The following is a 23,624-nucleotide window of genomic DNA, read 5'->3' on the forward strand; positions in this document are numbered from 1 at the left end:
TTTTTGGTGTTGACCCACAAATGTATATGTTTTTTCGTAAATGAAAGGAATAGGTGAATGGTATGGAAAATGAGACATCTGCGCATCCGCATGAATACCCTAAAGCTGTCGTTATCGGCCTGGGCCTGATTGGGGGGTCGGTAGCCCTCGCCATTCGCGCGCGTCATCAAGTACATATTACCGGAATTGATGTGCATGAAGCCTCTTTGCGTATGGCCAAAGCGTTGGAAATCATCGATGAAGGGCATACAACGATAGAAGAAAGCGTTCAAAATGCAGATATCATCATTATCGCTACTCCGGTCTCAAAGACATTTGAAATGTTGGAAGCAATCGCCCGTCTTCCCTTGAGGGAAGGAGTGATCATTACCGATGTGGGCAGCACCAAAGGAACGGTCATGGCCGAGAGTGAGCGCCTGTTCCACAAGAAAGAAGCCACGTTTATCGGTGGTCATCCGATGGCAGGCTCTCATAAAAGCGGGGTGCAAGGTTCTAGGGGCGATTTATTTGAAAATGCATTTTATTGTTTAACCCCGGGTGAAGAAGCGGGTGTATCAGAGGTAGAACGTTTGAAACGATGGTTAAACGGTACGAATGCGCGCTTTATCGAATTGGATCCCAATCTTCATGACTTGTTCGCAGGCAGCGTGAGCCACCTGCCGCATATCGTGGCGGCGTCTCTCGTCCACCAATTGGCCGAATTGCAACAGCACCACCCGGTACTTGGAGATCTTGCCGCAGGCGGTTTTAAGGATATCACCCGCATTGCTTCCGCGAATCCGGTCATGTGGCGGGATATTTTAATGCATAACAAACATGTCCTTCTGCCGATGATGGAGCGTTGGCAGTCGGATATGCAAACGATTCAAGACTTGATCGAAGAAGGAAACGATGAACGCTTGCAACAATTTTTTTCAGTAGCAAAAAACCATCGTGATGGTCTCCCTTCCAAAAAGAAAGGGGCTATTCCCTCCTTTTACGATTTATTCGTTGATGTTGCCGACCACCCGGGCGTCATTTCGGAAGTAACGGGAATACTGGCGGACAAAGAAATAAGTATCACGAATATCCGCATTATGGAAGCTCGCGAGGATATCATGGGCGTGTTAAGATTGAGTTTCAGAAAAGAGGCAGATCGGCAAAAAGGCATGGATTGCCTGGAAGCGGAACAATTCAGCGTCTATATCAGTGAATGATCGGGAGGGTTGTATATGGACAAGGAAACGATGACTGCTTCAAAAGCCTTGCGTGGAGAAATAACGGTACCCGGGGACAAATCCATCTCTCATCGCGCGGTGATGTTTGGAGCGATTGCTTACGGCCGTACGACCGTGAACGGCTTTTTAGACGGGGAAGATTGCCGGCAAACCATTGCTTGTTTTCAAAAAATGGGCGTTGCTATTCAATATGACCGAAAACGTGGGACGGTTGTCATTGACGGAAGAGGAATGGAAGGGTTAAATGAACCTTCGGAATTGCTAGATGTCGGCAATTCCGGAACGACGATCCGGCTTATGCTTGGGATTTTGGCTGGCCGGCCCTATTTTTCCGTTGCGGCCGGTGACAAGTCGATCGCAAAACGGCCAATGGCGAGAATTACCGAACCATTACGGTCGATGGGGGCACACATCCACGGGCGGCGGAACGGAACGTATACGCCGATCGCGATTCCCGGTGGGGAAAATACATTAATGGGAATAGACTACAGCCTTCCGGTCGCGAGTGCACAAGTAAAGAGCGCGATATTATTGGCCGGCTTACAGGCAGAGGGAAAGACAACCGTTCGGGAGGAGTATCGTTCGCGAGACCATACGGAGCGTATGTTACAGGCGTTCGGTGCCCGGGTTGATGTTTCCGGTAACGAGGTGTCGGTTTCCGGCGGTCAATCGTTACAAGCCCGGGACGTGGAAATCCCAGGGGATATCTCTTCCGCCGCCTTTTTGCTCGCGGCCGCGTCAGTCGTTCACGACAGCAGTTTACGCATTAAAAACGTCGGTGTAAATCCTACGCGTACAGGTATCATTGATGCCCTCATGGCGATGGGGGGAGATGTGACGTTCGAAAATGAGCGCATCCTCAGCGGTGAACCTGTTGCTGACATTGTGGTCCGGGAAAAAACGTTGAACGGCGCTACAATTGCCGGGTCGCTGATTCCGCGTTTAATTGATGAACTTCCCGTCCTCGCGGTTGTTGCGACGCAAGCAAAAGGGCGAACGGTCATTAAGGATGCCGCGGAATTAAAGTTTAAGGAAACTAACCGAATTGATGCGACGACTAAGCAATTGCGTCAATTGGGTGCACAGATACAAGCAACGGAAGACGGATTCATCATAGAGGGGCCGACCCCCCTCACCGGTGCGGAAGTCAGCAGTTACGATGATCACCGGATCGGGATGGCGTTTACGATCGCCGGTTTAATTGCAAGTGGCGAAACAACGATTCATGGAGCTCAAGCAAGCGCGGTTTCTTTCCCGGAATTTTATAAAACGTTGCGGTTGTTAAGCGAGTGAAAATGGGGGGGCGAAAAGTCGGGAGTTTTCGCTTTCCCCAATCTAGTGCAGGAGAGTTGAATTAAATGTTCACACCGCTTCCGACCACGCGTGAAACTGTTTTGTTGACGACCGAAAGACTTCTGACTTTCGGAGTTACGGCGTCAAAAATCGTCTTTGATAACCGAACGGCATTCGCTTACCGGCGTTAGGTCGTTAAAAGCTTTCGTTGGCGACCTAACAGCTTTTGAAAGCTCGAATTAGGGAACCAAAGCTATTGTAGTGGATTAGTTGGTCGATTACACGGGGATTGCCCGATGCTGGGTAGACCGAGTAATTCAACCACTAAATACTAGTGCTAATTGCGCTGGCACAGAATGAATCCTTGCCGTACAAAGGATAAGAACAAGTCGGCAAAGCGGCGTTCAATTGTATCAGATTAGCCCACGTAATTGAGTTTTGAGGACTCTTTGTGTTGCACGTGACCCATATATGAATCCTCAGGATCTGGTTGAGCGGGCTCATAATGAATGCCGAGCGTCAAATGAGTCTGCAATCGCAACAAACACGATATGCCAAAACCCTTGTCATCTCTGAGGGGCATAAAAACAAATGATCTACGAATAGGAGCGATGTTGGTTCGTGAAAGTAAATTTTGAGAACAAAGCGTGAACCTGGTCCCGTTTTTATGTCTAAAGCAAAAATCGGTACTGCCAAGAAGCTTAAAAAAATCATTGACAATTTTAAGATGTCGTTTATAATAATAATCAGCGTATGGTTTCTCTCCACTCCTATCCATAATCTTAGAGCATGTTTTGCTCGGCCTGAAATGTAAGCGTTTACGCGCGATGCATTCAGGTTTTTTTTATGCTTTTCGTTTGCTATACTGAAGTGGGTTAGCTACTAAAATGAACAGGAGTCTATCGCAGAGAGGGAGATTTGTTTGCAGATGGAAATGGAACGGGCGCTTGACCTTATTGAGCAAGGGGATGTGCAAGGCGGCCTACAAAAAATAAACCGGATCGAGAAAAACGCCGACGATGATCAATTGTTTGAAATTGCCACGCTTTATCAATCGCTCGGCCATTCGCATGAAGGGCTCCGAATTGCCGACAAACTATTGGAAACATACCCGTCTGAAGGAAGCTTGTTGACACTGAAAGCAGAAGCGGCCATTGATTTGGACCGGGAAGAAGAAGCGATTGATTTGTTGGAATCGATCGATTCAGCTGATGATGCCTTTTTGGAAGCGCAGATGTTGCTCGCTGATTTGTATCACCTCCAAGGTCTTGAAGAAGTAGCGGAGAGAAAATTGTTTTTGGCGCTTGAACAAGCACCGAAGGAACCGATTTTATTGGCGGGTATCGGGAGTTACTACGTTGAACAGGGGAGTTATCAAAGCGCCATTCCATACTTAAAACAAGCGCTTCAAGAAGGCTTTGATCCGAAAGAGTCGAATCTGCACTTGCTTTTGGCCGAGTCCTACAGCAATACGGGAGCATTTGAAACGGCAATGGCTTATTACGGCCAGGCCACCGAGGAGCAAAAAGAACCGCGTGCGCTGTTTGGGTTCGGGTTTACGGCTTTGCAAATTGGTGACTATAAAACAGCGATTGAACAACTCGAAGCTTTACGGGAAGCCGATCCCGAATACACCAGCTTGTATGCGCCGTTAATCGAGGCCTATGAGACGGACAAGCAGTATGAAAAAGCCTTAAAAACCGCTGAAGCGGGTTTGGAAGCGGATGAATATAATGAACATCTTTACACTGAAGCGGGACGCTTTCAACATGCTTTCGGAGAGTTGAAAAAAGCGGAAGATCATTTGCAGCAAGCGCTTGCGCTTAATCCCGGGAATATGGACGCAAGCGCCAAATTATTGGAAATATATGCCGAGCAAGAACGAAGCGATGATATAAAAAGAATCATTGAAGATTTGCGGCAAGCTGGAGAAGAAGACCCAATGTTTACTTATTACGAGGGGAAAGCCCATTACATTGATGATGAAATTGAAGAGGCATTGCCGTTTTATGAACGGGCCGCTGCATATTTGGAAACAGATGGAGAAGCCTTGGAAGAGTATGGTCAGCTTTTGTTGGAGAACGGAAGACAAAAGAAAGCCCTTTCCATTCTCATTGATGCGCTGCAACAGCAGCCGGAGAATCATGAATTGGCAATGTTCGTGGAAGAGTTACAATCCCGTGAACAATAGAATGTTTTTTCTTTATGGACTGGCTTTTTTTTACGCAAATCCGTTATAATTGAACGCGAGACGTTGAAAAAGGAGTTTCCCACGATGCGATGGCAAACGGCAGATATTGATACGTACCAACAATCCCAATCCTATGTGGACACGGTTCTCGTTCCGCTGTTATCCGTTTCCCTCGGAGAGGAGATGAAAAACCACGTAGCGATGGGGGAATATATATCATTGATTGCAATGGAGATGGAAAAGCAGTTTCGCGGGAGATTATTGCAACTGCCTCCGCTCGTCTATCCGCAAAATGAACCCCGGGAGCAACTTCTTCGGCACGCGGGGGCTTGGGTCGATGAATTGAAGGCAAATGGAAAAAATCATGTTATTTGGATAACGTCGGATCCCGCGTGGAAAAATGATGAAAATGATCTTCCCGGACTTTTGCTATGGTTCCCGCATTTGCCGATCGAGCACATGGACAAGAAATTACAACAAAAGACGATGAATGATCAGATGAAAGAAATTTTGCCCCAAGTGATGAAGGAGTGGCAAAAGGAAAACGGGATATAAACACATATGCAAACACCTTTGTGCAAAAGATTGACATGCTCTGAGCAGCTAGGCTATTATGTATATGTCTTAATCTTGTCCGTTTATTCGAGCGGCAACGGCAAAAAGGTGCACATATCGAGGTGCCGTTCAATAATATCCCGGCATCATAGAGAGCGAAACTTTCGTGAAAAGTTTTCAAGTACGTAGGGGGGAGTATGATGGAGAAAAATCACAATGTATCAAGACGGCAATTTTTAACCTATGCGTTATTGGGAACGGGCGGTTTTATGGCCGCCGGGTTGATCATGCCAATGGTGCGGTTTGGCGTAGACCCCATCTTGCAAGCCGATGCAGAAGATGACATGATTGACGTTGTAGGTGTAGATGAATTGACGGATGTGCCCCAAGCTTTTGATATGGAATATGAACAGGATCATGGGTGGCACGTGGAGCAGGTGACGGAAACGGTCTGGATGTTTTTAGAGGGTGACGAGGTTGTCGCGCTGTCGCCAACCTGCACACACTTAGGATGTACTGTGAGTTGGGGAACAGATGCGGATAATCCGGAGCAATTCTTTTGCCCCTGCCACTTCGGAAGGTTTGAGAGAGACGGAACGAACGTTCCTGGCACACCGCCAACGGAACCGCTTCACCGTTATGATCACGAAGTCCGCGACGGCAGAGTATTACTGGGGAGTCCATCACCACAACTCTAGGAGGGGCATTGATAATGTTACAACGTATCTACGATTGGATTGATGATCGTATAGATGTCACCCCACTATGGCGGGACGTGGCCGATCACGAGGTGCCCGAACACGTAAACCCCGGGTACCATTTCTCGGCATTTGTATATTGTTTCGGGGGATTGACGTTTTTTACGGTCGTTATCCAAATTTTATCCGGCATGTTTTTGACGATGTATTACGTACCCGATATTGTGAACGCACACGCGTCTGTGGAATATTTACAGACCGATGTGGCTTTCGGAATGATTGTGCGGGGGATGCACCATTGGGGAGCCAGTGTTGTTATTGTCATGGTGTTTCTACATACGTTACGGGTATTTTTCACAGGCTCATACAAAAAACCCCGTGAAATTAACTGGGTTGTAGGTGTGCTGCTATTTTTCATTATTTTAGGCCTTGGGTTTACCGGCTATTTACTCCCGTGGGATATGAAGGCTTACTTTGCCACCCAAGTCGGTTTGGAGATTGCCGAAAGCGTACCCGTTGTCGGGGACTTGGCAAGCAACTTGTTAGCGGGAGGAGAGTTCATCGGGGCACAGACGCTGACGCGTTTCTTTGCCATCCACGTTTTCTTCTTGCCGGGAGCATTGCTCGGGCTCATTGCCATTCATTTTATTATGATTCGCAGACAGGGCATATCCGGACCGCTATAGGAGATTGCCCCCAATAAGTTGAAATGAGATAAACCCGATGGTTCTCGCCATTTAAGGCGAGTTCCGGGTTTTCTAAACTCTGAGGAGGGGAACCGATGCATCGAGGAAAAGGAATGAAGTTCGTTACGGACTCCAGAATTCCGGAACGCGAACATCGTATGGAAAACATACCTAAAGATTATTCGGAATACCCCGGCAAGACAGAGGCTTTTTTCCCGAACTATTTGCTGAAGGAATGGCTTGTCGGTGCCGTATTTCTTATCGGCTTTCTCTGTTTAACGGCCGCTCATCCGGCGCCGCTTGAACGGGAAGCAGACCCTACAGATTCAAGTTATATCCCATTGCCGGACTGGTTTTTCCTGTTCTTGTACCAGTTGCTCAAGTATGAATTCGCAGCCGGTGATTACATTGTATTGGGAACGGTCGTCCTTCCCGGACTTGCTTTCGGCGCATTATTATTGGCGCCGTGGCTTGATAAAGGGCCGGAACGAAGGCTGTCCCAACGGCCGATTGCAACCGCGATGATGACACTCGGGGTTGTGAGTGTGATTTATCTAACTTGGGAATCGGTCGATCAGCATGACTGGCAAGCAGATGCAGAGCAGGCCGCGATGGACGATGAAGACATACAAGAAGTCGACCAAGGGCTCGAAGGTTACGAGATCTATCAAGCCCAGGGTTGTATTTCCTGTCACGGAGAAAATATGGAAGGGAACCCCGGGGTCAGAGGACCTGCCCTCTATGACCTTCCTTATGACGCGGAAGGCGTTGCCGAAATTTCTCTGGAAGGGATCGGAGAAATGCCGGCGGATATGTTTGATGGTTCAGAGGAAGAATTGCAAATTCTATCCGAGTACGTTGTTGACGGCGGCGGCACGAATGAAGAACTGGAATACCTGGATGATGACGTCGATGCAGATGATGCAGAAGAAGAAGATGAAGACGACGAAAATGGCGACGATGAAGATAACGGTGAAGAAGAAGATGCAGAAGAGGAAGCATAGTGACGTCCTGAAAAAAGCTGACATTGGTCAGCTTTTTTCATCATGCTCAGCAGCATTTCAACATATCGAATGAGGAGTGGCCGTCTTGCGAGTATTCATTGGTTTTTTAGCCCGTCCGTCAATGCTATGGGTGTTGTTATTAATCAACGGCGGGGGGACGCTATATGGATTTTATTGGTATGAAGGGCAACTGGCGCAAACACCTGTTTATTTTCTGCCTTTCGTACCTGATAGCCCAACCGCCAGCTTGTTTTTCACCGGAGTGTTGGCGGCATTTCTTTTGCGCAAACATATCGGGTTATTGGAAGCATTCGCGGCAGTCACGCTCATTAAATACGGCATTTGGGCGGTCGTCATGAATTTGGGTGCCGATCTCATGGGAGGGCCGGTGAACTGGCAAAATTACATGCTGATCGCCTCCCACTTTGGAATGGCGTTGCAAGCTGTGTTGTTTTTGCCCTATTATCGCATTAAGCCTTGGCATCTCGCTGTGGTAGGAATTTGGACCGTACATAATGATATCATCGACTATGTTTATGGAATGCATCCTTGGGTAAGTCCCGCTATGATGCCTTATATCGACACAATAGGCTATTTTACGTTTTGGCTCGGGTTGGCAGCGATTGCCGTTGTTTACATTTTCAATGTGCGTCACCATCGCTACCGTCTTTCTTTGCCCCGTTAAAATGGTCTACTCTTGTCCTTTTTTTCATATGCTTTCGGTAAGAGGACAAGGGAGGAGGCTGTTCGGTGCGCGGCTGGTTAATCATGCTTACGGCGGTGATCTTTCTTATGGGTCTCGGCGCGGAGCAGGAAGAACAAGGACGAGAAGAATGGGCATACATCGATGCCGAAGCTGAAAAAATCGTTGCACACGTTCAATCCGAAAATGATGAAGAAGGGCGTGCCCGGGTGCAGGCACTTGCCGATGAGCTAACAGTAGCAGATTATGAGTCAATGGCATTGGATGTTCACGATATGGGCACGATTATAATGAGTTATGAACGCTTACAAGGGGCACTGACGGAAGTGTCACTTGAGCGGGATGAACGGCTTGCGCAGGCGCTTAGTTTTCACTATGCCATTGACGCCGTTATAAATCCGGAGAATCCGAAGTGGAAAGAAACAAGGCGTGATGTCGAAGAGCAATTGGCTCAGTTACGGGAAGCAGCGTCAGAAGGCGGAAGTTCTTTTGAACATGCGTGGAATGATTGGCGCAAAACGTTTGAAATGATTCATCCTGCAGCGACGTTGCGCTTGTCGCCATCCGAACGTGAAAAAGTGCGTTCGCTCGTAACGTTCATGGATGAACATAGTCATCGCTTAAAAGATGAACAGGCAGCGCGGCCGTTTTTTGATGCCCTGGAAGCACAAATGACCCGTTTATATGAAGGCGACATCGAGGAGAATGACCCATCACTCATCACGGTCATTGCCATCATTAGCGGAGCGATTCTGCTTTCGCTCTCGTATGCCGGGTGGAAAAAATACCGGGGAGAAGCAAGACGGAGCCGCAGAAAGCGTGATCGTTGACGTAAACACGCAATTTCATTAAAATAAAAATAGGGTAGGAGAACGTGTGGAGGTGAAAGCATGGATTTAACGACGCTTTTGATTTATTTTGCCCTGATTATGATTATCCCCATTTATGCGCAAATGCGTGTGAAATCGACGTACAACAAATATTCGCAGCTAAGTAACAGTTCAGGGATGACTGGCGCACAAGTGGCGATGAAAATCATGCAAGATAACGGCATTTATGATGTCAACGTTGAACCAGTCAAAGGAAAACTTACAGACCATTATGATCCCCGTTCGAAAACGGTAAGGTTATCGGAAGATAACTATTACGGAACTTCAATTGCCGGCACATCCGTCGCGGCACACGAAGTTGGACACGTCATCCAGGATGCGGAAGATTACAGTTTTATGCGCCTTCGTTCTTCGCTCGTTCCTGTAGCGAGTTTTGGGTCGAATGCGGCGATCTTTCTCATCATTGGCGGTATGCTTCTGCAATTCAGCGGTTTAATGCTTGTCGGGATTTTCGCGATGGCAGCAGCTGTCGTGTTCCAACTCGTTACGTTGCCGGTTGAATTTAACGCGAGCAGCCGGGCGATGACACAGATGGTCTCAAGCGGCATCATCCGCAACGACGAAGAAAAAGAATCAAAAAAGGTATTGAACGCCGCTGCCCTTACGTACGTGGCGGGCGCGCTCGTCGCCGTACTGGAACTTGTCCGCTTCGTCCTCATGTACGTGATGATGAACAACGACTAATCAATGTGTAAGCCATGCGCCAGGGAGCCCCACGGCCCCGGCGCTTTTTGTTATCCAATGGACGTATAGAGGCTGATCATTTCCGTTTGGCTGATAAAACGTTCAGTTCCGCTGATATGTTGCTGGTTTTGGCTGATATTTTAACGATTTCGGCTGATAAAGCAGCATAAGCCTGTGGTCCGATGTTATTGCAACGGTTTTTGTTCGTCATCGAATGTAAATCCTTCACCGGCAATATCCTGCACGTTGGTGATGGATACGAACGCTAAAGGATCGACTTTGTCGATAAGGTTTTTTAAACGAGTGATTTCATGACGACTGACGACACAATAGAGAATTTCCTTGTTCGTACCGGTGAAAGACCCGCGTCCGCTTAGTAGCGTTGCCCCTCTGTCCATTTCGAGCAGGATTGCATCTGCAATAGCCTCGCTATTTTCTGATATAATAAAGGCAGCCTTCCCTGAGTAGGCACCTTGCTGGATGAAATCGACGACCCTGGACGCCACAAATACGGCAACGAGCGTGTACATCGCTTCCCGGTAATTTAAATAGACGAGCGAGGAAGTGATGACCAACGCATCGATGATGAAGAGCGTTCGCCCAATACTTACGCCGGAATAATTAAACATAAGTTTGGCGATAATGTCGGCGCCGCCGGTTGTACCCCCGTATCGGAAGACCATCCCCAAACCTGCCCCAATAAAAACGCCGGCGAAGAGCGCGGCAAGTGTAAGATCGTCTTGAAGAGGGACGTCAACAATCCGGTAGGTTTGGAATAACCATAGAAAGAAGGAAAGCCCAAACGTTCCGATCAATGTGTAAATGAAAAGGGGACGGCCAAGCACACGATACCCAATAAAAAACATGGGGATGTTGAGCACGATGTTGGAAATCGCGGGATCAATCGTGAAAACGAAAAAGAGGATAAGAGTAATTCCCGTAAATCCACCGTCAGCAAGATTGTTTTCCATGTTAAAATAAACGAGTCCGAACGACATGAGCGCGGTTCCGAGCAGCACAAGAATGACGCGTTTGCCGTGTTGCAAAAAATGTTTCACGTGCGTGCCTCCTTTGTCGTGAGGTAAGCCCATCATACTATAGGCTTTTTTGGTAACAGGGGCAAATGTTCTTTAGAAGAACTTGGCTTCCGCCAAGTTCTTAGAGCACAAAAACTAAACATTCTTAAAGTGTAAAAAATGGAAGGAGGAGGAAACAATGAACGAGCCATCGATGAAAGCGATGCAATCGGAAGTGGACAAATACATAGGCCAGTTTAAAGAAGGTTATTTTTCCCCGTTGGCCATGTTGGCACGCATGTCGGAAGAAGTTGGCGAATTGGCACGGGAAGTGAATCACTACTATGGAGAAAAGCCGAAGAAAACAACTGAGCAAGGAAAGGAAATGGAAGAAGAACTTGGGGATCTTCTCTTCGTTCTCATTTGTTTTGCCAACTCGCTTGACATTGATTTGTCCGAGAGTTTTACAAACGTCATGCATAAATTTAACGATAGGGATCGTAATCGTTGGACATCCATTAAAGAAGGAGAGGAAAATAACAATGGCTAATCGTGACATTCGTATTGTTTTGGCAGGTCCGCGCGGGAAAATGGGGACGGCGGCCCGGAATTTGATTGCCAATACCGCACATTTTTCACTTGTTGCCTGCTTGGACCATAAACCGCCAACAGAGACACACTTTTCGGAAGAGGAGGTACCGATCTTTACGGATGCCGACCGCTGCTTTTCCGAAGTAGAGACGGATGTATTGATTGATTTGACAACACCGCAAGCGGCAAAAGCTCATTTGGAATGTGCCCTCGATCATCATATTCGTCCGGTGATCGGTACAACGGGATTTACGGATGAAGAAATTGAACAGTTAAGGGCCAAAGCGGAGAGTAAGTCGCTCGGTGCCATGATTGTGCCGAATTTTGCCATAGGCGCGGTGTTAATGATGAAATTCTCGCAAATGGCTGCCCGGTATTTCGATGATGTAGAGATTATCGAGCGGCATCACGACCGCAAACTTGATGCTCCGTCGGGGACAGCTTTAAAAACGGCGAATCTCATTTCCGACGTTCGCGGGGAGAAAAAACAAGGGCATCAGAATGAAAGTGAGACGCTCGAAGGCGCGAGAGGCGGACAGGTCGAAGGAATGCCGATTCACAGTGTCCGTTTGCCGGGTCTTGTGGCTCATCAAGAAGTTGTTTTCGGCGGCAGCGGACAAACGTTAACGATACGGCACGATTCCATTGACCGCGGTTCATTTATGCCGGGCGTGAAACTGGCAGTGGAAACGGTAATGGCGACAAAAACGCTCATTTACGGGCTCGAACAGGTTATAGAGTGATCGTGATGAATATCGCCTTGATTGCTCATGACCGTAAAAAAGATGAACTCGTCAATTTCACCATTGCCTATCGGCATATTTTAGCAACGCATGCTCTCTTCGCGACGGGCACGACCGGAAAACGTATTTCCGAAGCAACGGATCTCCCCATTACCCGTTTTTTGTCCGGGCCGTTAGGAGGGGATCAACAATTGGGCGCGCGTGTCGCGGCAGGGCAGCTTGATTTGGTTCTTTTTTTTCGTGACCCTTTACAAGCCCAGCCGCATGAACCTGATATTACCGCGTTGATTCGCCTTTGTGACGTGCACGAAGTGCCGATTGCGACGAACATGGGCACGGCTGAAATCCTTGTGGGCGCCCTGAACGATGGAGCATTTCAGTTTCGCAAAAAGACAGACAATGATAGCGATGGCTGTCATGAATAGCAGGAAGGGAAGGAGGGCGGGTTTCGTTTTACTATGAAAGCTTTAAAAATCGGGATCACATGTTACCCTACTGTTGGCGGATCCGGAATCGTAGCGACCGAACTTGGTAAACGCTTGGCGGAAAAGGGGCATGAAATCCATTTTATTACGTCCGGCTTACCTTTTCGGTTGGAACGAGCCTATACGAACATTCATTTCCATAAGGTGGAAGTAAACCAATACCAAATTTTTCGGTATCCTCCATATGATTTGACATTGGCCAGTAAAATGGCCGAGGTTACAGAACGGCATGAATTGGACCTTTTGCATGTTCATTATGCCGTTCCCCATGCCGTTTCGGCGGCTCTTGCCAAAGATATGAGCGGCGGGAACGTGAAAGTGATGACGACGTTACATGGCACGGATATTACCGTGCTTGCGCATGATCCGTCCTTGCAAAATATTATCCGTTATGGCATTAACCGTTCGGATAAGGTTACGGCCGTGTCCCGCTTTCTCGTTAACGAAACAAAAGAACAATTGGACATTGCAAAACATATGGAACCGATTTATAATTTCGTTCCGCCAAGTATTGCCGTCCCTGCCAATCGGCATGCATTACGACGCGAATACGGCATCAACGATGATGAAGATGTGATCGTACATATGTCTAATTTTCGTCCGGTGAAGCGAGTGGAAGACGTGGTTCGCGCTTTTCGTCTCATTCGGCAAGAAAAACGCAGCAAGCTGCTTTTGATTGGAGACGGCGGGGAACGACATTCGATTGAAGCGCTTGTCGAAAATGAAGGCCTCCAAAAAGATGTTTTATTTCTCGGCAACCAAAGCCGCATTTATGAATTGATTTCCCTTGCCGATGTTATGCTTTTGTTATCGGAAAAGGAAAGTTTCGGCCTCACGGCATTGGAAGCGATGGCTGTCGGTGTGCCGGTCATCGGTACCAATATCGGGGGCATCCCCGAAGTAATCAGTGATGGAGAAACAGGGTTGATCTGCCCGGTTTACGATTATAAAGCAGCCGCCGAAGCAGCACTCGCGCTTCTTAATGATAAAGCGATGCATCGTCGAATGTCCAATGCCGCGAGGGCGCGTGCATTCTCTAAATTCAACAGTGATACGATCGTCGCCGGTTATGAAACCCTTTACGCGGAAATGCTGGGATTGCCGTGAACAAAAATACTGTGTGGCAGTTGGGCCTCCTCTTGCTACAAACGCTGACAAGCAATGGGCATGATGCATATATTGTCGGCGGGGCTCCTCGCGATTGGCTTTTAAAAGAAGCTTCTGCGGATCTTGATATCGTCACCTCGGCAACTATGGGTGAACTGGAGGGGATTTTTCCAGGAGCGGCCATCATTCGCACGAACATTCCGCTCCTTTCGATGATGAAGGCCAATGTGCGCGTGGAAATTAGTGAATTACACGGACGCTCATTGGCGGAGAATTTAGCGGCAAGAGATTTTACCGTAAACGCGATAGCGATAAATGCAAGGGGCGATTGGATCGATCCTTTTTATGGAAAGATCGATATTGAACACCGTGTGCTCCGGCTTGTCCGTGAGGATTCGATTCAATCAGACCCTTTGCGTATGCTACGTGCCGCTCGCTTGATGGCTGACTGCCAATTCGCGGTGGACCCCGGTGTTGCCAAAAGTAGCAAAGCTGAGCGGCAGCGCTTAAATTCAATCGCTGCCGAAAGAATCGGCGAGGAATTGAACCGTTTGTTGCGAAGCCGCGATGCTGCCTTAGGGATGCAATGGTTAGGCGAACAAGGCATTCTTTCGATTTTATGTCCCGAGGCCACACGGTTGCATAAACGTCCCGTTTTTTCAGCGCTGAATAACGTCGATACGCTTGCGGAAAAATGGGTGGTATTTTTCTATCTGCTCGGGGAGAAAAACGTGGACCACCGCTTGAAAAAATGGCGATTACCGAAAACAATGGCAAAAAAAGCGGAGCGATTGTTTTTTTATACCGAAAAGCGAATGGAGGCCATATGGGATCGGCGGCGTCTTTATGAAGCCGGGGAAACGGTAGCGTTGGCAGCTGAGAAGACAGCGCACGTTCTCTCGGATTCGGTTCCCGGAGGGGAAATAAACGTGAGAAGCTTTTTGGCCGAACTGCCAATTCAAAGCCGGCATGACCTGGCCGTTTCTCCGCTTGAAATCAGTGCTCATATGAATTGTGAACCGGGGCCATGGCTCGGGGACATGTTGCACGCGTTGGAATTGGCTGTGGTGGACCGTCAGGTGGCAAATGAGCGGAAAGCGTTACTTACTTGGGCAAAGGAGTGTTTTTGTGAAACATGATCTGTTGCAAGTGTTAACGGAAATGAAGGACGGTTATGTTTCCGGACAGCAAATAAGCGACCGCTTAGGCGTGAGTCGAACGGCAGTGTGGAAACATATGGAGGATTTGCGCAAAGAAGGGTATGTGATTGAAGCCATTCCCAGGAAAGGCTATCAATTGAAAGCACGCCCGGAAACATTAAGCGAAGCTGAAATCAAAGCGGGTTTATCGACAAACAAGATTGGGCAGACAACTTTTTATAAATCGAAAGTGACGTCGACGCAAACGCTTGCAAAAGAAGCATATCGTGAAGGCACTCCCCACGGAACAGCGATCGTTGCCAGTGAACAAACAGGTGGCAGGGGACGGATGGAACGGCCCTGGCAATCGCCGGAACAGACGAGCATTAGTGTATCCATCGTTGTCAAACCGGACATTTCGATTAGAGAAGCCCCGCAGTTAACATTAGTGACCGCGGTGGCGGCAGCAGAAGCGTTGGAACAGATGACCCAACTTCCCGTGCAGATCAAATGGCCGAACGATATTTATATAAATAACCGAAAAGTTTCAGGCATTTTGACGGAAATGCAAGCGGAAGCGGAAGTGGACAAAATACAAATGATGATCGTCGGGATCGGTCTGAACATTAATCAAAAACAAGCCCACTTTCCCGAGGATCTCCGGGAAAAAGCGACGTCATTATACGTGGAAAGCGGAAAGGAATGGCCGCGGGCATATATTTTGCAAGCTTTGTTTATCGCTTTTGAAAAATGGTATGACACGTGGATGGAACATGGATTTGATCATATTCGCGAAACGTGGGAAAAATACGCGGCGCTTTATGAGCGGCCGGTAAAAGCCATGCAGGGCAATAAAACCGTCGTCGGGCACATGATAGGCATTAATCGTGAAGGCGTCTTGCAATTAAAGGATCAACATGGGGAGGTTCATTTGATATACAGCGGTGATTTGGAATAATCCAAAGGAGGAACGAGGATGCTTATTTGCCGAACAAAAAAAGAATGGCAGAACTGTCGTGATCAAATGGAGGGAAATGGTTCCATTGCCCTCGTTCCGACAATGGGGGCGTTGCATCAAGGGCATCTGCAGTTGGTGAAGCAAGCAAAGGCCGATCATGACCAATTGGTTATGACGATTTTCGTCAATCCCTTACAGTTTGGGGAAGGGGAGGATTATGACCATTATCCCAGGCAGGAAGAGGCGGATATTGAAAAAGCAAAAGCAGCAGGTGTCGACGTCCTTTGGTTGCCGTCGGTGGACGATATTTATCCACGTGATCCGGCTGTAACCGTTAGGGTAGGCAAAATGAGCGAACGTCTTTGTGGGCGTCACCGTCCCGGCCATTTTGACGGCATGGCGACGGTTGTTATGAAATTTTTACAACTAATTCGGCCTGACGCTGCTTATTTTGGAAAAAAAGACGGCCAGCAACTCGCGATTTTAACGCGCATGTGTGAGGATTTTCATTTAGACGTTACCGTTGTAGGCGGAGAAACGGTTCGAGAAGATGACGGCTTGGCGCTTTCCTCCCGAAACGTATTTTTAAGCGAGAACGAACGAAAGGAAGCGCCTTTTTTATACAAAAGCTTACAAGAAGGCTATGAACGGTTTCGTCAACAGAAGGAAAGCCCGGTGAAAACAGAGCGTGAGATCATTGCCGAGCTCTCCGAACGTATTACCGCTTCCATCGATTACGTGGAGCTTTTGACATACCCGAGCCTGGAGCCGTCAGATGAAAATGACACGGACGAACAGCTCATTCTCGCCGCTGCCGTTCGCTATCCGCAAGCGCGTTTGATTGACAATGTAATTTTTGAGCGGGATTAACCTTCAGCGCACCCACCGCTTAAGGGATTACTATGTCACTTGTTCCTCTCGGAGCAGCTCGATCTCCGTTAAAGGGATTACTATGACTCACTTGTTCCTCTCGGAGCAGCTCGATCTCCGTTAGAGGGATTACTATGCCTCACTTGTTCCTCTTGGAGCAGCTCGATCTCCGTTAAAGGGATAACTATGCCTTACTTGTTCCTCTCGGAACAGCTCGATCTCCATTAAAGGGATAACTATGCCTTACTTGTTCCTTTCAGAGCAGCTCGATCTCCGTTAAAGGGATTACTATGACTCACTTGTTCCTCTCGGAGCAGCTCGATCTCCGTTAGAGGGATTACTATGACTCACTTGTTCCTTTCAGAGCAGCTCGATCTCCGTTAAAGGGATTACTATGACTTACTTGTTCCTCTCGGAGCATCGCGCCCTCTGTTAGAGGGATTACTCTGCTCTTCTTGTTCCTCCCCGGGAAATTGCCGGTATGACGATCACGACGCTTTATGATAAAATGTAGACATTGAATAGCGAAGAATGATGTGATGATTGCCATGAACATAGATAAACCGAATAAATTCATTGTGATTGACGTGGAAACGACGGGGAATCGCCCGCGGGACGGCGACCGGATCATCGAAATAGGTCTGGCTGTTGTCGATAATGGTCAAGTCATGAAGACGTTCTCTTCTTTTGTGTCTTGTGATCGGCAAATCCCCTCTTTCGTTAGCCGGCTTACAGGCATAACAGAGAATGACATAATAGATGCTCCGTCATTTTCGGAGTTGGCGCCTTCTATTTTAGAGGATTTGGATGGCGCTTGTTTGGTCGCCCATCATATTGATTTTGATTTACAATTTTTGAATAATGAGCTCGTTGCAGCCGGTTATGAAGCATTCCGGGGCCACATGTTGGATACGGTGGAAATGGCGCGTATGCTCTATCCGGCGCTTGATGGTTATCGGTTACCGTCACTGGCGGAGCAATTCAACCTGTCTCACGAGAACCCTCATCGTGCCGGAAGTGATGCCGAAGTTACGGCTCATCTTTTGCTTCTGATGTTGAAAAAAATGTATACATTGCCCCATGTCACGTTGCAACAGCTTGAAGCTTGTACCTCTGATATGTATAAAGGCTTGCAATTATGCGTATACGATGCGATGAAAATGGCGAGAACACGCCATCAAAAGAACGACAGTGCCTATGACATTTATCAAGATTTTGCCTTGAAAAAGCAAACAGACACCCGAACGGAACCGAAAGCGTCAATCGCGTTTAATGCCGAAAATTTTTTCGGAACGAACGGTGCCCTCGCGAGTGTTTCTTCTTCGTTTGAACATCGCAACGGCCAAGTGGATATGTCCGATCACGTCTATGCTTGTTTTGCGGACGCCAAGCACCTTATCGCGGAGGCGGCAACCGGCACGGGGAAAACGCTGGCTTACTTGTATCCTGCCGTTTCCAAGAGCAGAGAGAAAAATCGTCCGGTCGTGATCGCGACGGAAACCGTTGCTTTACAGCAGCAAATTAAAGATCGGGACGTGCCTTTATTGGAAAAAGGACTTGACCTTCCGATTGAAGCGACCGTGCTGAAGGGGCGCAGCCATTATCTATGCTTGCAAAAATTCGCCCATTTTTTGGAACAGATAAGAGGGACGAGACAAGCATCTTACGATGAACAATTGAGTACTGCCCAGATTTTGATTTGGTTAACGGAGACGGAAACAGGCGACGTGGAGGAGCTTAATTTGCCAAACGGGGGATATGCCCTTTGGGACGAATTAAAAAGCGACCCGGAATCTTGCACCCATTCGAATTGCACTTTTTTCTCCCGTTGTTTTTATCCGAGAGCCAAGGACAACGCCAGACAGGCAGATATCATTATTACGAATCATGCGCTCTTGTTCACTGACCATTTTCAAGGAACGCGCACGCTCCCTGCCTATGACTATTTGGTCGTGGATGAAGCCCATCATTTGGAAGAAGCTGCGGGGCGTCATTTGGGAGCAACCATTAGCTACCAACATTTTATGCGTTTGTACAATCAATTTGGGGTACAGGAACACGCTGGATTATTTGCCGATATTTCCGTTTTAATCGATCGCCATTTCACTGTGGTTTCCGCCGATTGGCTGAGGGAACGCAAACAGGAATTGCAATCGCTGCACCATGAATGGAATCAATTGTTTATCGCTTTGCAATCGGCGATTGTAAAAAAAGACAAACGGCAAAAAAGCGACGTCTATATCCCCGAAGACGTAGTCAATGCTCATGTGTTTGATGTATGGAAGCGGACGGAAGCAGGAGGAAGCGATGTCATTCGTGCCTGGCGTTCGTTCATTCGCACGTTCAAAAAAGAGGCGCTTGTGCCTGCGGAAGAAACATTGCTTCAAAAAGTGAATACGCTCTGTAACGATTTGGAGGAAGCGCAAAAGACATTGGCATCGCTCTTAACTTCCGAAGAAAAAAACGAAGTGTACTGGGCAGAAAGCGATGCCAATAAGCGCCCGGATCGTTTACGGCTGTACCGTAGACCAATAAATATTAGCGAGCAACTTGCCGATGAATTTTTTTCAAACACGAAAAGCATTGTTCTCACCTCGGCAACCCTTACCGTGAAAGGGTCTTTTCAATATACGATCGATCAACTCGGATTAACCAACGCGCAGCCGGAATGTTTGCAGCTGCCTTCTCCTTTTCAGTATGAGAAACAAGCGCAGTTGCTCGTCCCTGAAGATTTTCCGGAAATCCGCCAGGACGGAGAAGAACGTTTTACGGAAGCAGCCGCTCACTTTCTTTGTTCGCTTACATCTCGTGTCAACGGCCGGATGCTCGTCTTGTTCACCTCCCATCAAATGGTAAAAGACGTGTCCCAAATGATAAAGCCGCATATGCAAGATTTGAACTACTCCCTCTTTGCTCAAGGCGTGAGCGGGGATAATCGTTCCAAACTTGTGAAACAGTTCCGGAGTCACGAGCGATCGATTTTAATGGGTACGACGACATTTTGGGAGGGCATTGATTTGCCGGGGGAAGACGTCCGGGCGCTCATTATCGTACGTTTGCCTTTCGCCCCGCCGGATGATCCGGTATACATGGCAAAAGCAAAACAGATTGAAGCAGATGGGGGCAGTGCATTTAGCCGACTTGCATTGCCTCGGGCGGTTCTCCGTTTTAAACAAGGTTTCGGACGTTTGATTCGTACAAAAAGGGACCGCGGACTTGTCTTTGTTTTAGACAAGCGACTGATCCAAGCCCGTTATGGAAAGGTGTTTTTGCGCTCCTTGCCGACATTGCCGAGTCTTTTCGCGCCTTCGGAACAATTGCTGGCACGCGCCGAGGAATTTTATCACGGTGGTAAGCGCCCGTAAAACTCCCGCTTCAACCCCGTAAGCGGGAGATAACGGGCGACTAACACCCTGATTCGTTCAACTAACCATCAGAGGAACCCCACCTCTGATTGAAGTTTCACTTTATCAGGAGGATGAGTCCCGATGACACGCCCATATGTGGTAACGAATGTAACGATTATCGACGCAGTGCGGATAATACCCGAAGGTTTTATCAAAGTAAAAGACAAAAAAATTGTTGCAGTCGGAGAGGGCATGCCGCCGCCCGAAGACGGATGGGATCGTATAGACGGACAAAAGAAAACCCTCATGCCCGGGCTTGTCAATACCCACGGCCATACACCGATGACATTGCTCAGGGGAATAAGTGATGATTTGCCCCTTGAGCGTTGGCTAAACGAAAAAATATGGCCCGCAGAAGCTGCATTGGGTGATGAAAGTGCCGCTGCCGGAACGGCACTCGCGATCGTTGAAATGATTCGGTCCGGTACGACTTGTTTTGCCGATATGTACCATCTCAATTGGGAAGGAACGGCGGTGTTGACGGAGGAATCGGGCATGAAAGCTTCTCTCGCGCGTGGAATGATTGCTTTCGGCTCAAAGCAAGCGCAACGGGAAAAGCTGAAAACGGCCATTGATTACGCGAAATCCTGCCAAACGTCGACGAGCGGACGTCTACGGGGCGCGATTTTCCCTCATGCCCCTTACACGTGCCCGCTAGAATTTTTGCGTGATGCTAAAGCAAAAGCGGAGGAAGCATTCCTGCCTTTTCACATTCACATTGCCGAAACACGCAAGGAAGTAAACGAACACGAAGCAAAGCATGGCTTACCCCCTGTCGCTCACCTTTTGGAGGAAGGCATCTTGACGGAAGGGTCACTCGCCGTGCATGCGGTCCATATTAGCGATTCGGAAATCACGGGGCTGAAAGAAAACGGCGTCCACGTCTCCCATAATCCGCAAAGCAATTTAAAATTGGGGTCGGGGATCGCGCCGTTGCCCCAACTGTTGAACCAACATATTCCCGTTTCCCTCGGCACGGACAGTGCAGCTTCGAATAACACGTTGGATCTATTTGATGAAATGCGACAAGCGGCGATGGTTCATAAAGGCTTGCAAGAAGAAGCGAACGCGACGGATGCGCAAACGATTGTGAAAATGGCAACGGTCAACGGCGCAAACACGCTCGGCTTTTCCGGCGCGGGATTGATTGCAGAGGGCTATGATGCCGATTTTATTTTCATTAATAGCGATCAAGCACACATGATCCCGCGCATCAATTACGGAACACTCGTTTATTCCGCTTCAGGACGGGATGTTACCGACGTTTTCGTTGAAGGGAAACCTCTCATGCGTGATGGCAGACTTCTCACTGTGGATGAGGAAAAGATTCGCCATGAAGCGATGGATACTTCAGCAAGGCTTTTTGCCGGTCGTTAATCAAAAAAATGAAAGGCTGCATGGAACAGCCTTTCGTGTGCGGGCGTATTTTTTATTTCTCCCTAAAAGAGAGCAGTCTTATTATGTGCAACGGAGGGGCGGCGCTTACGAAGAAAATCACGGCAAAGGTGCAAGTCCGTCCCTCATTTGGGAAGTTTGACAGCTACTAAAAGAAAGGATCGATCAGTTGGGAGGTGCGCGATGCGGAGTTGGATCATTTTGGGCGTTGTTATCCTTGTTCTTTTATTAGGGTTGGGTGTGTATGGATTTTTCCAAACCATTGAAGCCCCGAAAGAAGAACAAAAAGAAGCAGTTGCATGGCTCGTTTCGGAGGATGAAGACGCGGAAACATTTGACGACTTCCATGTATTTTTCGGGATGGAAACGATCTATGTTGCCACGACAACGCAAACAGACGGCGACCAATATTATTGGTTTTATGACGATAGCTATGAACAGATCGAACGCGTCCCCCTTGCCGACGTAATGGATGAGGAGACGGTTATTGATGGCGTTCGTTCCGAGCATGGAGACATCGACTTACGAGAAGTCCGTATCGGTTACGAGGAAGAGGAAACTGTCTACGAACTCATCTATACGGATGCAGACAACACGCTTTATTATGACTATTATACAGCGGAAGACGGAGAATCATTCAAACGGTACCGTCTGTCCGGCAGCGGTGAGGCCTAAAAAGCATACAGGGGGCACAACACGCATTTTCGGGTGTTGCAGTTCATCTTGTCATTGCGTACACTTTAAGTAAGAAAGTCGGCTAAAGGGCTAAAAGGAGGAACGACATGAAACTGTCGAAACGAGTTGAAACGATAACCCCATCATCAACGCTCGCCATCACGGCGAAAGCGAAAGCATTGAAAGCAGCAGGCCATGATGTGATCGGATTGGGTGCTGGAGAACCGGACTTTAACACGCCTGACTACATCATTGAAGCAGCCACTCTTTCCATGAAAGAAGGAGAAACAAAATATACGCCGTCCGGAGGTTTGCCTACGCTTAAAGAAGCGATTATCGAGAAATTTAAAAGAGACCAGAATCTCACTTACATACAAGAAGAAATCATGGTATCTTCGGGCGCCAAGCACGCGTTGTATACGATTTTTCAAGCTTTATTGGACGAGGGAGACGAAGTGATCGTACCCGCTCCCTTTTGGGTGAGCTATCCCGAACAAATTAAACTCGCCGGCGGAACTCCCGTCATTTTACAAACAAAAGAAGAAAATGACTTCAAGGTGACAAAAGAAACTTTAGCGAACGCGATAACGCCGAAAACGAAGGCAATGATTGTAAATTCCCCGAGCAATCCGACCGGGGGAATGTATACAAAAGAGGAATTGCAAGCCATAGGCGAAGTGGCCGCCGAGCATGATATTTTGATCGTTTCGGATGAAATTTATGAAAAACTGATCTATGGGGATGCAAAACATTACTCCATTGCAGGCCTTTCGGAAGATTTAAAAGCGCGTACCATTATCGTGAACGGTGTTTCCAAATCGTATTCCATGACGGGATGGAGAATTGGCTACGCTGCAGGTGATAAAGAACTCATCCGGGCAATGAGCAACTTGGCGAGCCATTCCACGTCGAACCCGACGACGCCGGCGCAATACGGCGCAATCGCTGCTTATAATTCGGATCAGGCACCCGTTGAAGAGATGCGACAGGCGTTTGAAGAACGGTTAAACCGGGCATACGAGCAACTTGTGCAAATCCCCGGTGTCAGTTGCATGAAGCCGCAAGGCGCATTTTATTTATTTCCGAATGTAAAGGAAGCTTCGGACGCCGGCGGATTTGCATCTGTGGACGATTGGGCTGCCGCTTTGTTGGAACAAGAACAAGTAGCGATCGTTCCCGGTGCAGGATTCGGCGCTCCTGACAATGTGCGTTTATCCTATGCTACCTCCCTTTCGTTCATCACGGATGCCTTAGAGCGCATCGAACACTTTATTAAGCGCACGACGTCCTAAATCGCAGAATGGAACGACCCGATCA

Annotated in this window: 23 protein-coding genes; 22 read left to right on the plus strand and 1 reads right to left on the minus strand. The window is 48.0% G+C overall.

From position 1 onward, the window contains the following. Nucleotides 1-62 precede the first annotated feature (62 nt). From HUG15_RS10995 to HUG15_RS11040, 10 genes are all read left to right on the plus strand, one after another. Nucleotides 63-1,196, plus strand: coding sequence for a prephenate dehydrogenase (locus tag HUG15_RS10995; protein WP_200128653.1), 1,134 nt, complete (start codon nt 63-65; stop codon nt 1,194-1,196). 15 nt (nt 1,197-1,211) lie between these two features. After that, complete coding sequence (gene aroA, locus HUG15_RS11000) at nt 1,212-2,510, plus strand: 3-phosphoshikimate 1-carboxyvinyltransferase (protein ID WP_200128654.1); 1,299 nt, start codon at nt 1,212-1,214, stop codon at nt 2,508-2,510. A 928-nt stretch (nt 2,511-3,438) separates the two neighbouring features. Next, nucleotides 3,439-4,701 (plus strand): tetratricopeptide repeat protein, encoded by a 1,263-nt coding sequence (locus HUG15_RS11005; protein ID WP_246516639.1) that lies wholly within the window; start codon nt 3,439-3,441, stop codon nt 4,699-4,701. A gap of 84 nt (nt 4,702-4,785) precedes the next feature. Next, on the plus strand, nt 4,786-5,256 hold the full coding sequence (locus HUG15_RS11010; RefSeq protein WP_200128656.1) for a YpiF family protein: 471 nt from the start codon (nt 4,786-4,788) through the stop codon (nt 5,254-5,256). A gap of 200 nt (nt 5,257-5,456) precedes the next feature. Next, nucleotides 5,457-5,954 carry a Rieske (2Fe-2S) protein gene (locus tag HUG15_RS11015; RefSeq protein WP_281393615.1) on the plus strand — a complete coding sequence of 166 codons (498 nt, stop codon included), beginning with the start codon at nt 5,457-5,459 and terminating at the stop codon, nt 5,952-5,954. Between the two features lie 14 nt (nt 5,955-5,968). Next, nucleotides 5,969-6,640, plus strand: a complete 672-nt coding sequence (gene qcrB, locus HUG15_RS11020) for a menaquinol-cytochrome c reductase cytochrome b subunit (RefSeq protein ID WP_200128658.1) — start codon at nt 5,969-5,971, stop codon at nt 6,638-6,640. A gap of 95 nt (nt 6,641-6,735) precedes the next feature. Next, nucleotides 6,736-7,644: a menaquinol-cytochrome c reductase cytochrome b/c subunit gene (locus HUG15_RS11025; RefSeq protein ID WP_200128659.1), complete on the plus strand. Its 909-nt coding sequence runs from the start codon at nt 6,736-6,738 to the stop codon at nt 7,642-7,644. 85 nt (nt 7,645-7,729) lie between these two features. Further along, the gene (locus HUG15_RS11030) at nt 7,730-8,329 is read left to right on the plus strand and encodes a DUF1405 domain-containing protein (protein WP_484593360.1); all 600 of its coding nucleotides are present in this window, start codon (nt 7,730-7,732) and stop codon (nt 8,327-8,329) included. Between the two features lie 65 nt (nt 8,330-8,394). Beyond that, on the plus strand, nt 8,395-9,177 hold the full coding sequence (locus HUG15_RS11035) for a sporulation protein YpjB (RefSeq protein WP_200128660.1): 783 nt from the start codon (nt 8,395-8,397) through the stop codon (nt 9,175-9,177). Between the two features lie 60 nt (nt 9,178-9,237). Continuing rightward, nucleotides 9,238-9,921 (plus strand): zinc metallopeptidase, encoded by a 684-nt coding sequence (locus HUG15_RS11040; RefSeq protein WP_200128661.1) that lies wholly within the window; start codon nt 9,238-9,240, stop codon nt 9,919-9,921. A gap of 185 nt (nt 9,922-10,106) precedes the next feature. Here the strand turns inward: HUG15_RS11040 and HUG15_RS11045 are convergent, their stop codons facing one another. Further along, nucleotides 10,107-10,919, minus strand: a complete 813-nt coding sequence (locus HUG15_RS11045; RefSeq protein ID WP_246516641.1) for a YitT family protein — start codon at nt 10,917-10,919, stop codon at nt 10,107-10,109. A gap of 217 nt (nt 10,920-11,136) precedes the next feature. On the opposite strand from HUG15_RS11045, the gene HUG15_RS11050 reads away from it, so the two are divergent. The 12 genes from HUG15_RS11050 (at nt 11,137) to HUG15_RS11105 (ending at nt 23,599) form a co-directional block, all read left to right on the plus strand. Beyond that, complete coding sequence (locus HUG15_RS11050) at nt 11,137-11,487, plus strand: nucleotide pyrophosphohydrolase (protein WP_200128663.1); 351 nt, start codon at nt 11,137-11,139, stop codon at nt 11,485-11,487. Beyond that, nucleotides 11,480-12,271 (plus strand): 4-hydroxy-tetrahydrodipicolinate reductase, encoded by a 792-nt coding sequence (gene dapB / locus HUG15_RS11055; protein ID WP_200128664.1) that lies wholly within the window; start codon nt 11,480-11,482, stop codon nt 12,269-12,271. The genes HUG15_RS11050 and dapB overlap by 8 nt, the downstream gene beginning before the upstream one ends. 5 nt (nt 12,272-12,276) lie before the next feature. Beyond that, nucleotides 12,277-12,696, plus strand: coding sequence for a methylglyoxal synthase (gene mgsA, locus HUG15_RS11060; RefSeq protein ID WP_200128941.1), 420 nt, complete (start codon nt 12,277-12,279; stop codon nt 12,694-12,696). A gap of 33 nt (nt 12,697-12,729) precedes the next feature. After that, nucleotides 12,730-13,863: an N-acetyl-alpha-D-glucosaminyl L-malate synthase BshA gene (bshA, locus tag HUG15_RS11065; RefSeq protein ID WP_200128665.1), complete on the plus strand. Its 1,134-nt coding sequence runs from the start codon at nt 12,730-12,732 to the stop codon at nt 13,861-13,863. After that, nucleotides 13,860-15,002: a tRNA nucleotidyltransferase/poly(A) polymerase-related protein gene (locus HUG15_RS11070; RefSeq protein ID WP_200128666.1), complete on the plus strand. Its 1,143-nt coding sequence runs from the start codon at nt 13,860-13,862 to the stop codon at nt 15,000-15,002. The genes bshA and HUG15_RS11070 overlap by 4 nt, the downstream gene beginning before the upstream one ends. Further along, entirely contained in the window at nt 14,992-15,960 is a 969-nt protein-coding gene (locus HUG15_RS11075) for a biotin--[acetyl-CoA-carboxylase] ligase (protein ID WP_200128667.1), read from the plus strand. Before HUG15_RS11070 ends, HUG15_RS11075 begins: the two co-directional genes overlap by 11 nt. Nucleotides 15,961-15,978: 18 nt before the next feature. Next, nucleotides 15,979-16,830, plus strand: coding sequence for a pantoate--beta-alanine ligase (panC, locus tag HUG15_RS11080; protein ID WP_200128668.1), 852 nt, complete (start codon nt 15,979-15,981; stop codon nt 16,828-16,830). 548 nt (nt 16,831-17,378) lie between these two features. Then, on the plus strand, nt 17,379-20,195 hold the full coding sequence (dinG, locus tag HUG15_RS11085; RefSeq protein ID WP_200128669.1) for an ATP-dependent DNA helicase DinG: 2,817 nt from the start codon (nt 17,379-17,381) through the stop codon (nt 20,193-20,195). 123 nt (nt 20,196-20,318) lie between these two features. After that, the gene (locus tag HUG15_RS11090) at nt 20,319-21,614 is read left to right on the plus strand and encodes an amidohydrolase (RefSeq protein WP_200128670.1); all 1,296 of its coding nucleotides are present in this window, start codon (nt 20,319-20,321) and stop codon (nt 21,612-21,614) included. Further along, nucleotides 21,571-21,774: a hypothetical protein gene (locus tag HUG15_RS11095; RefSeq protein ID WP_200128671.1), complete on the plus strand. Its 204-nt coding sequence runs from the start codon at nt 21,571-21,573 to the stop codon at nt 21,772-21,774. The genes HUG15_RS11090 and HUG15_RS11095 overlap by 44 nt, the downstream gene beginning before the upstream one ends. Nucleotides 21,775-21,815: 41 nt before the next feature. Continuing rightward, nucleotides 21,816-22,307: a hypothetical protein gene (locus HUG15_RS11100; RefSeq protein WP_200128672.1), complete on the plus strand. Its 492-nt coding sequence runs from the start codon at nt 21,816-21,818 to the stop codon at nt 22,305-22,307. A 107-nt stretch (nt 22,308-22,414) separates the two neighbouring features. Beyond that, entirely contained in the window at nt 22,415-23,599 is a 1,185-nt protein-coding gene (locus tag HUG15_RS11105) for a pyridoxal phosphate-dependent aminotransferase (RefSeq protein WP_200128673.1), read from the plus strand. Nucleotides 23,600-23,624 lie beyond the last annotated feature (25 nt).

Origin of the sequence: Salicibibacter cibarius, from assembly GCF_016495725.1 — a bacterium.
Classification (GTDB): Bacteria; Bacillota; Bacilli; order Bacillales; family Marinococcaceae; genus Salicibibacter; species Salicibibacter cibarius.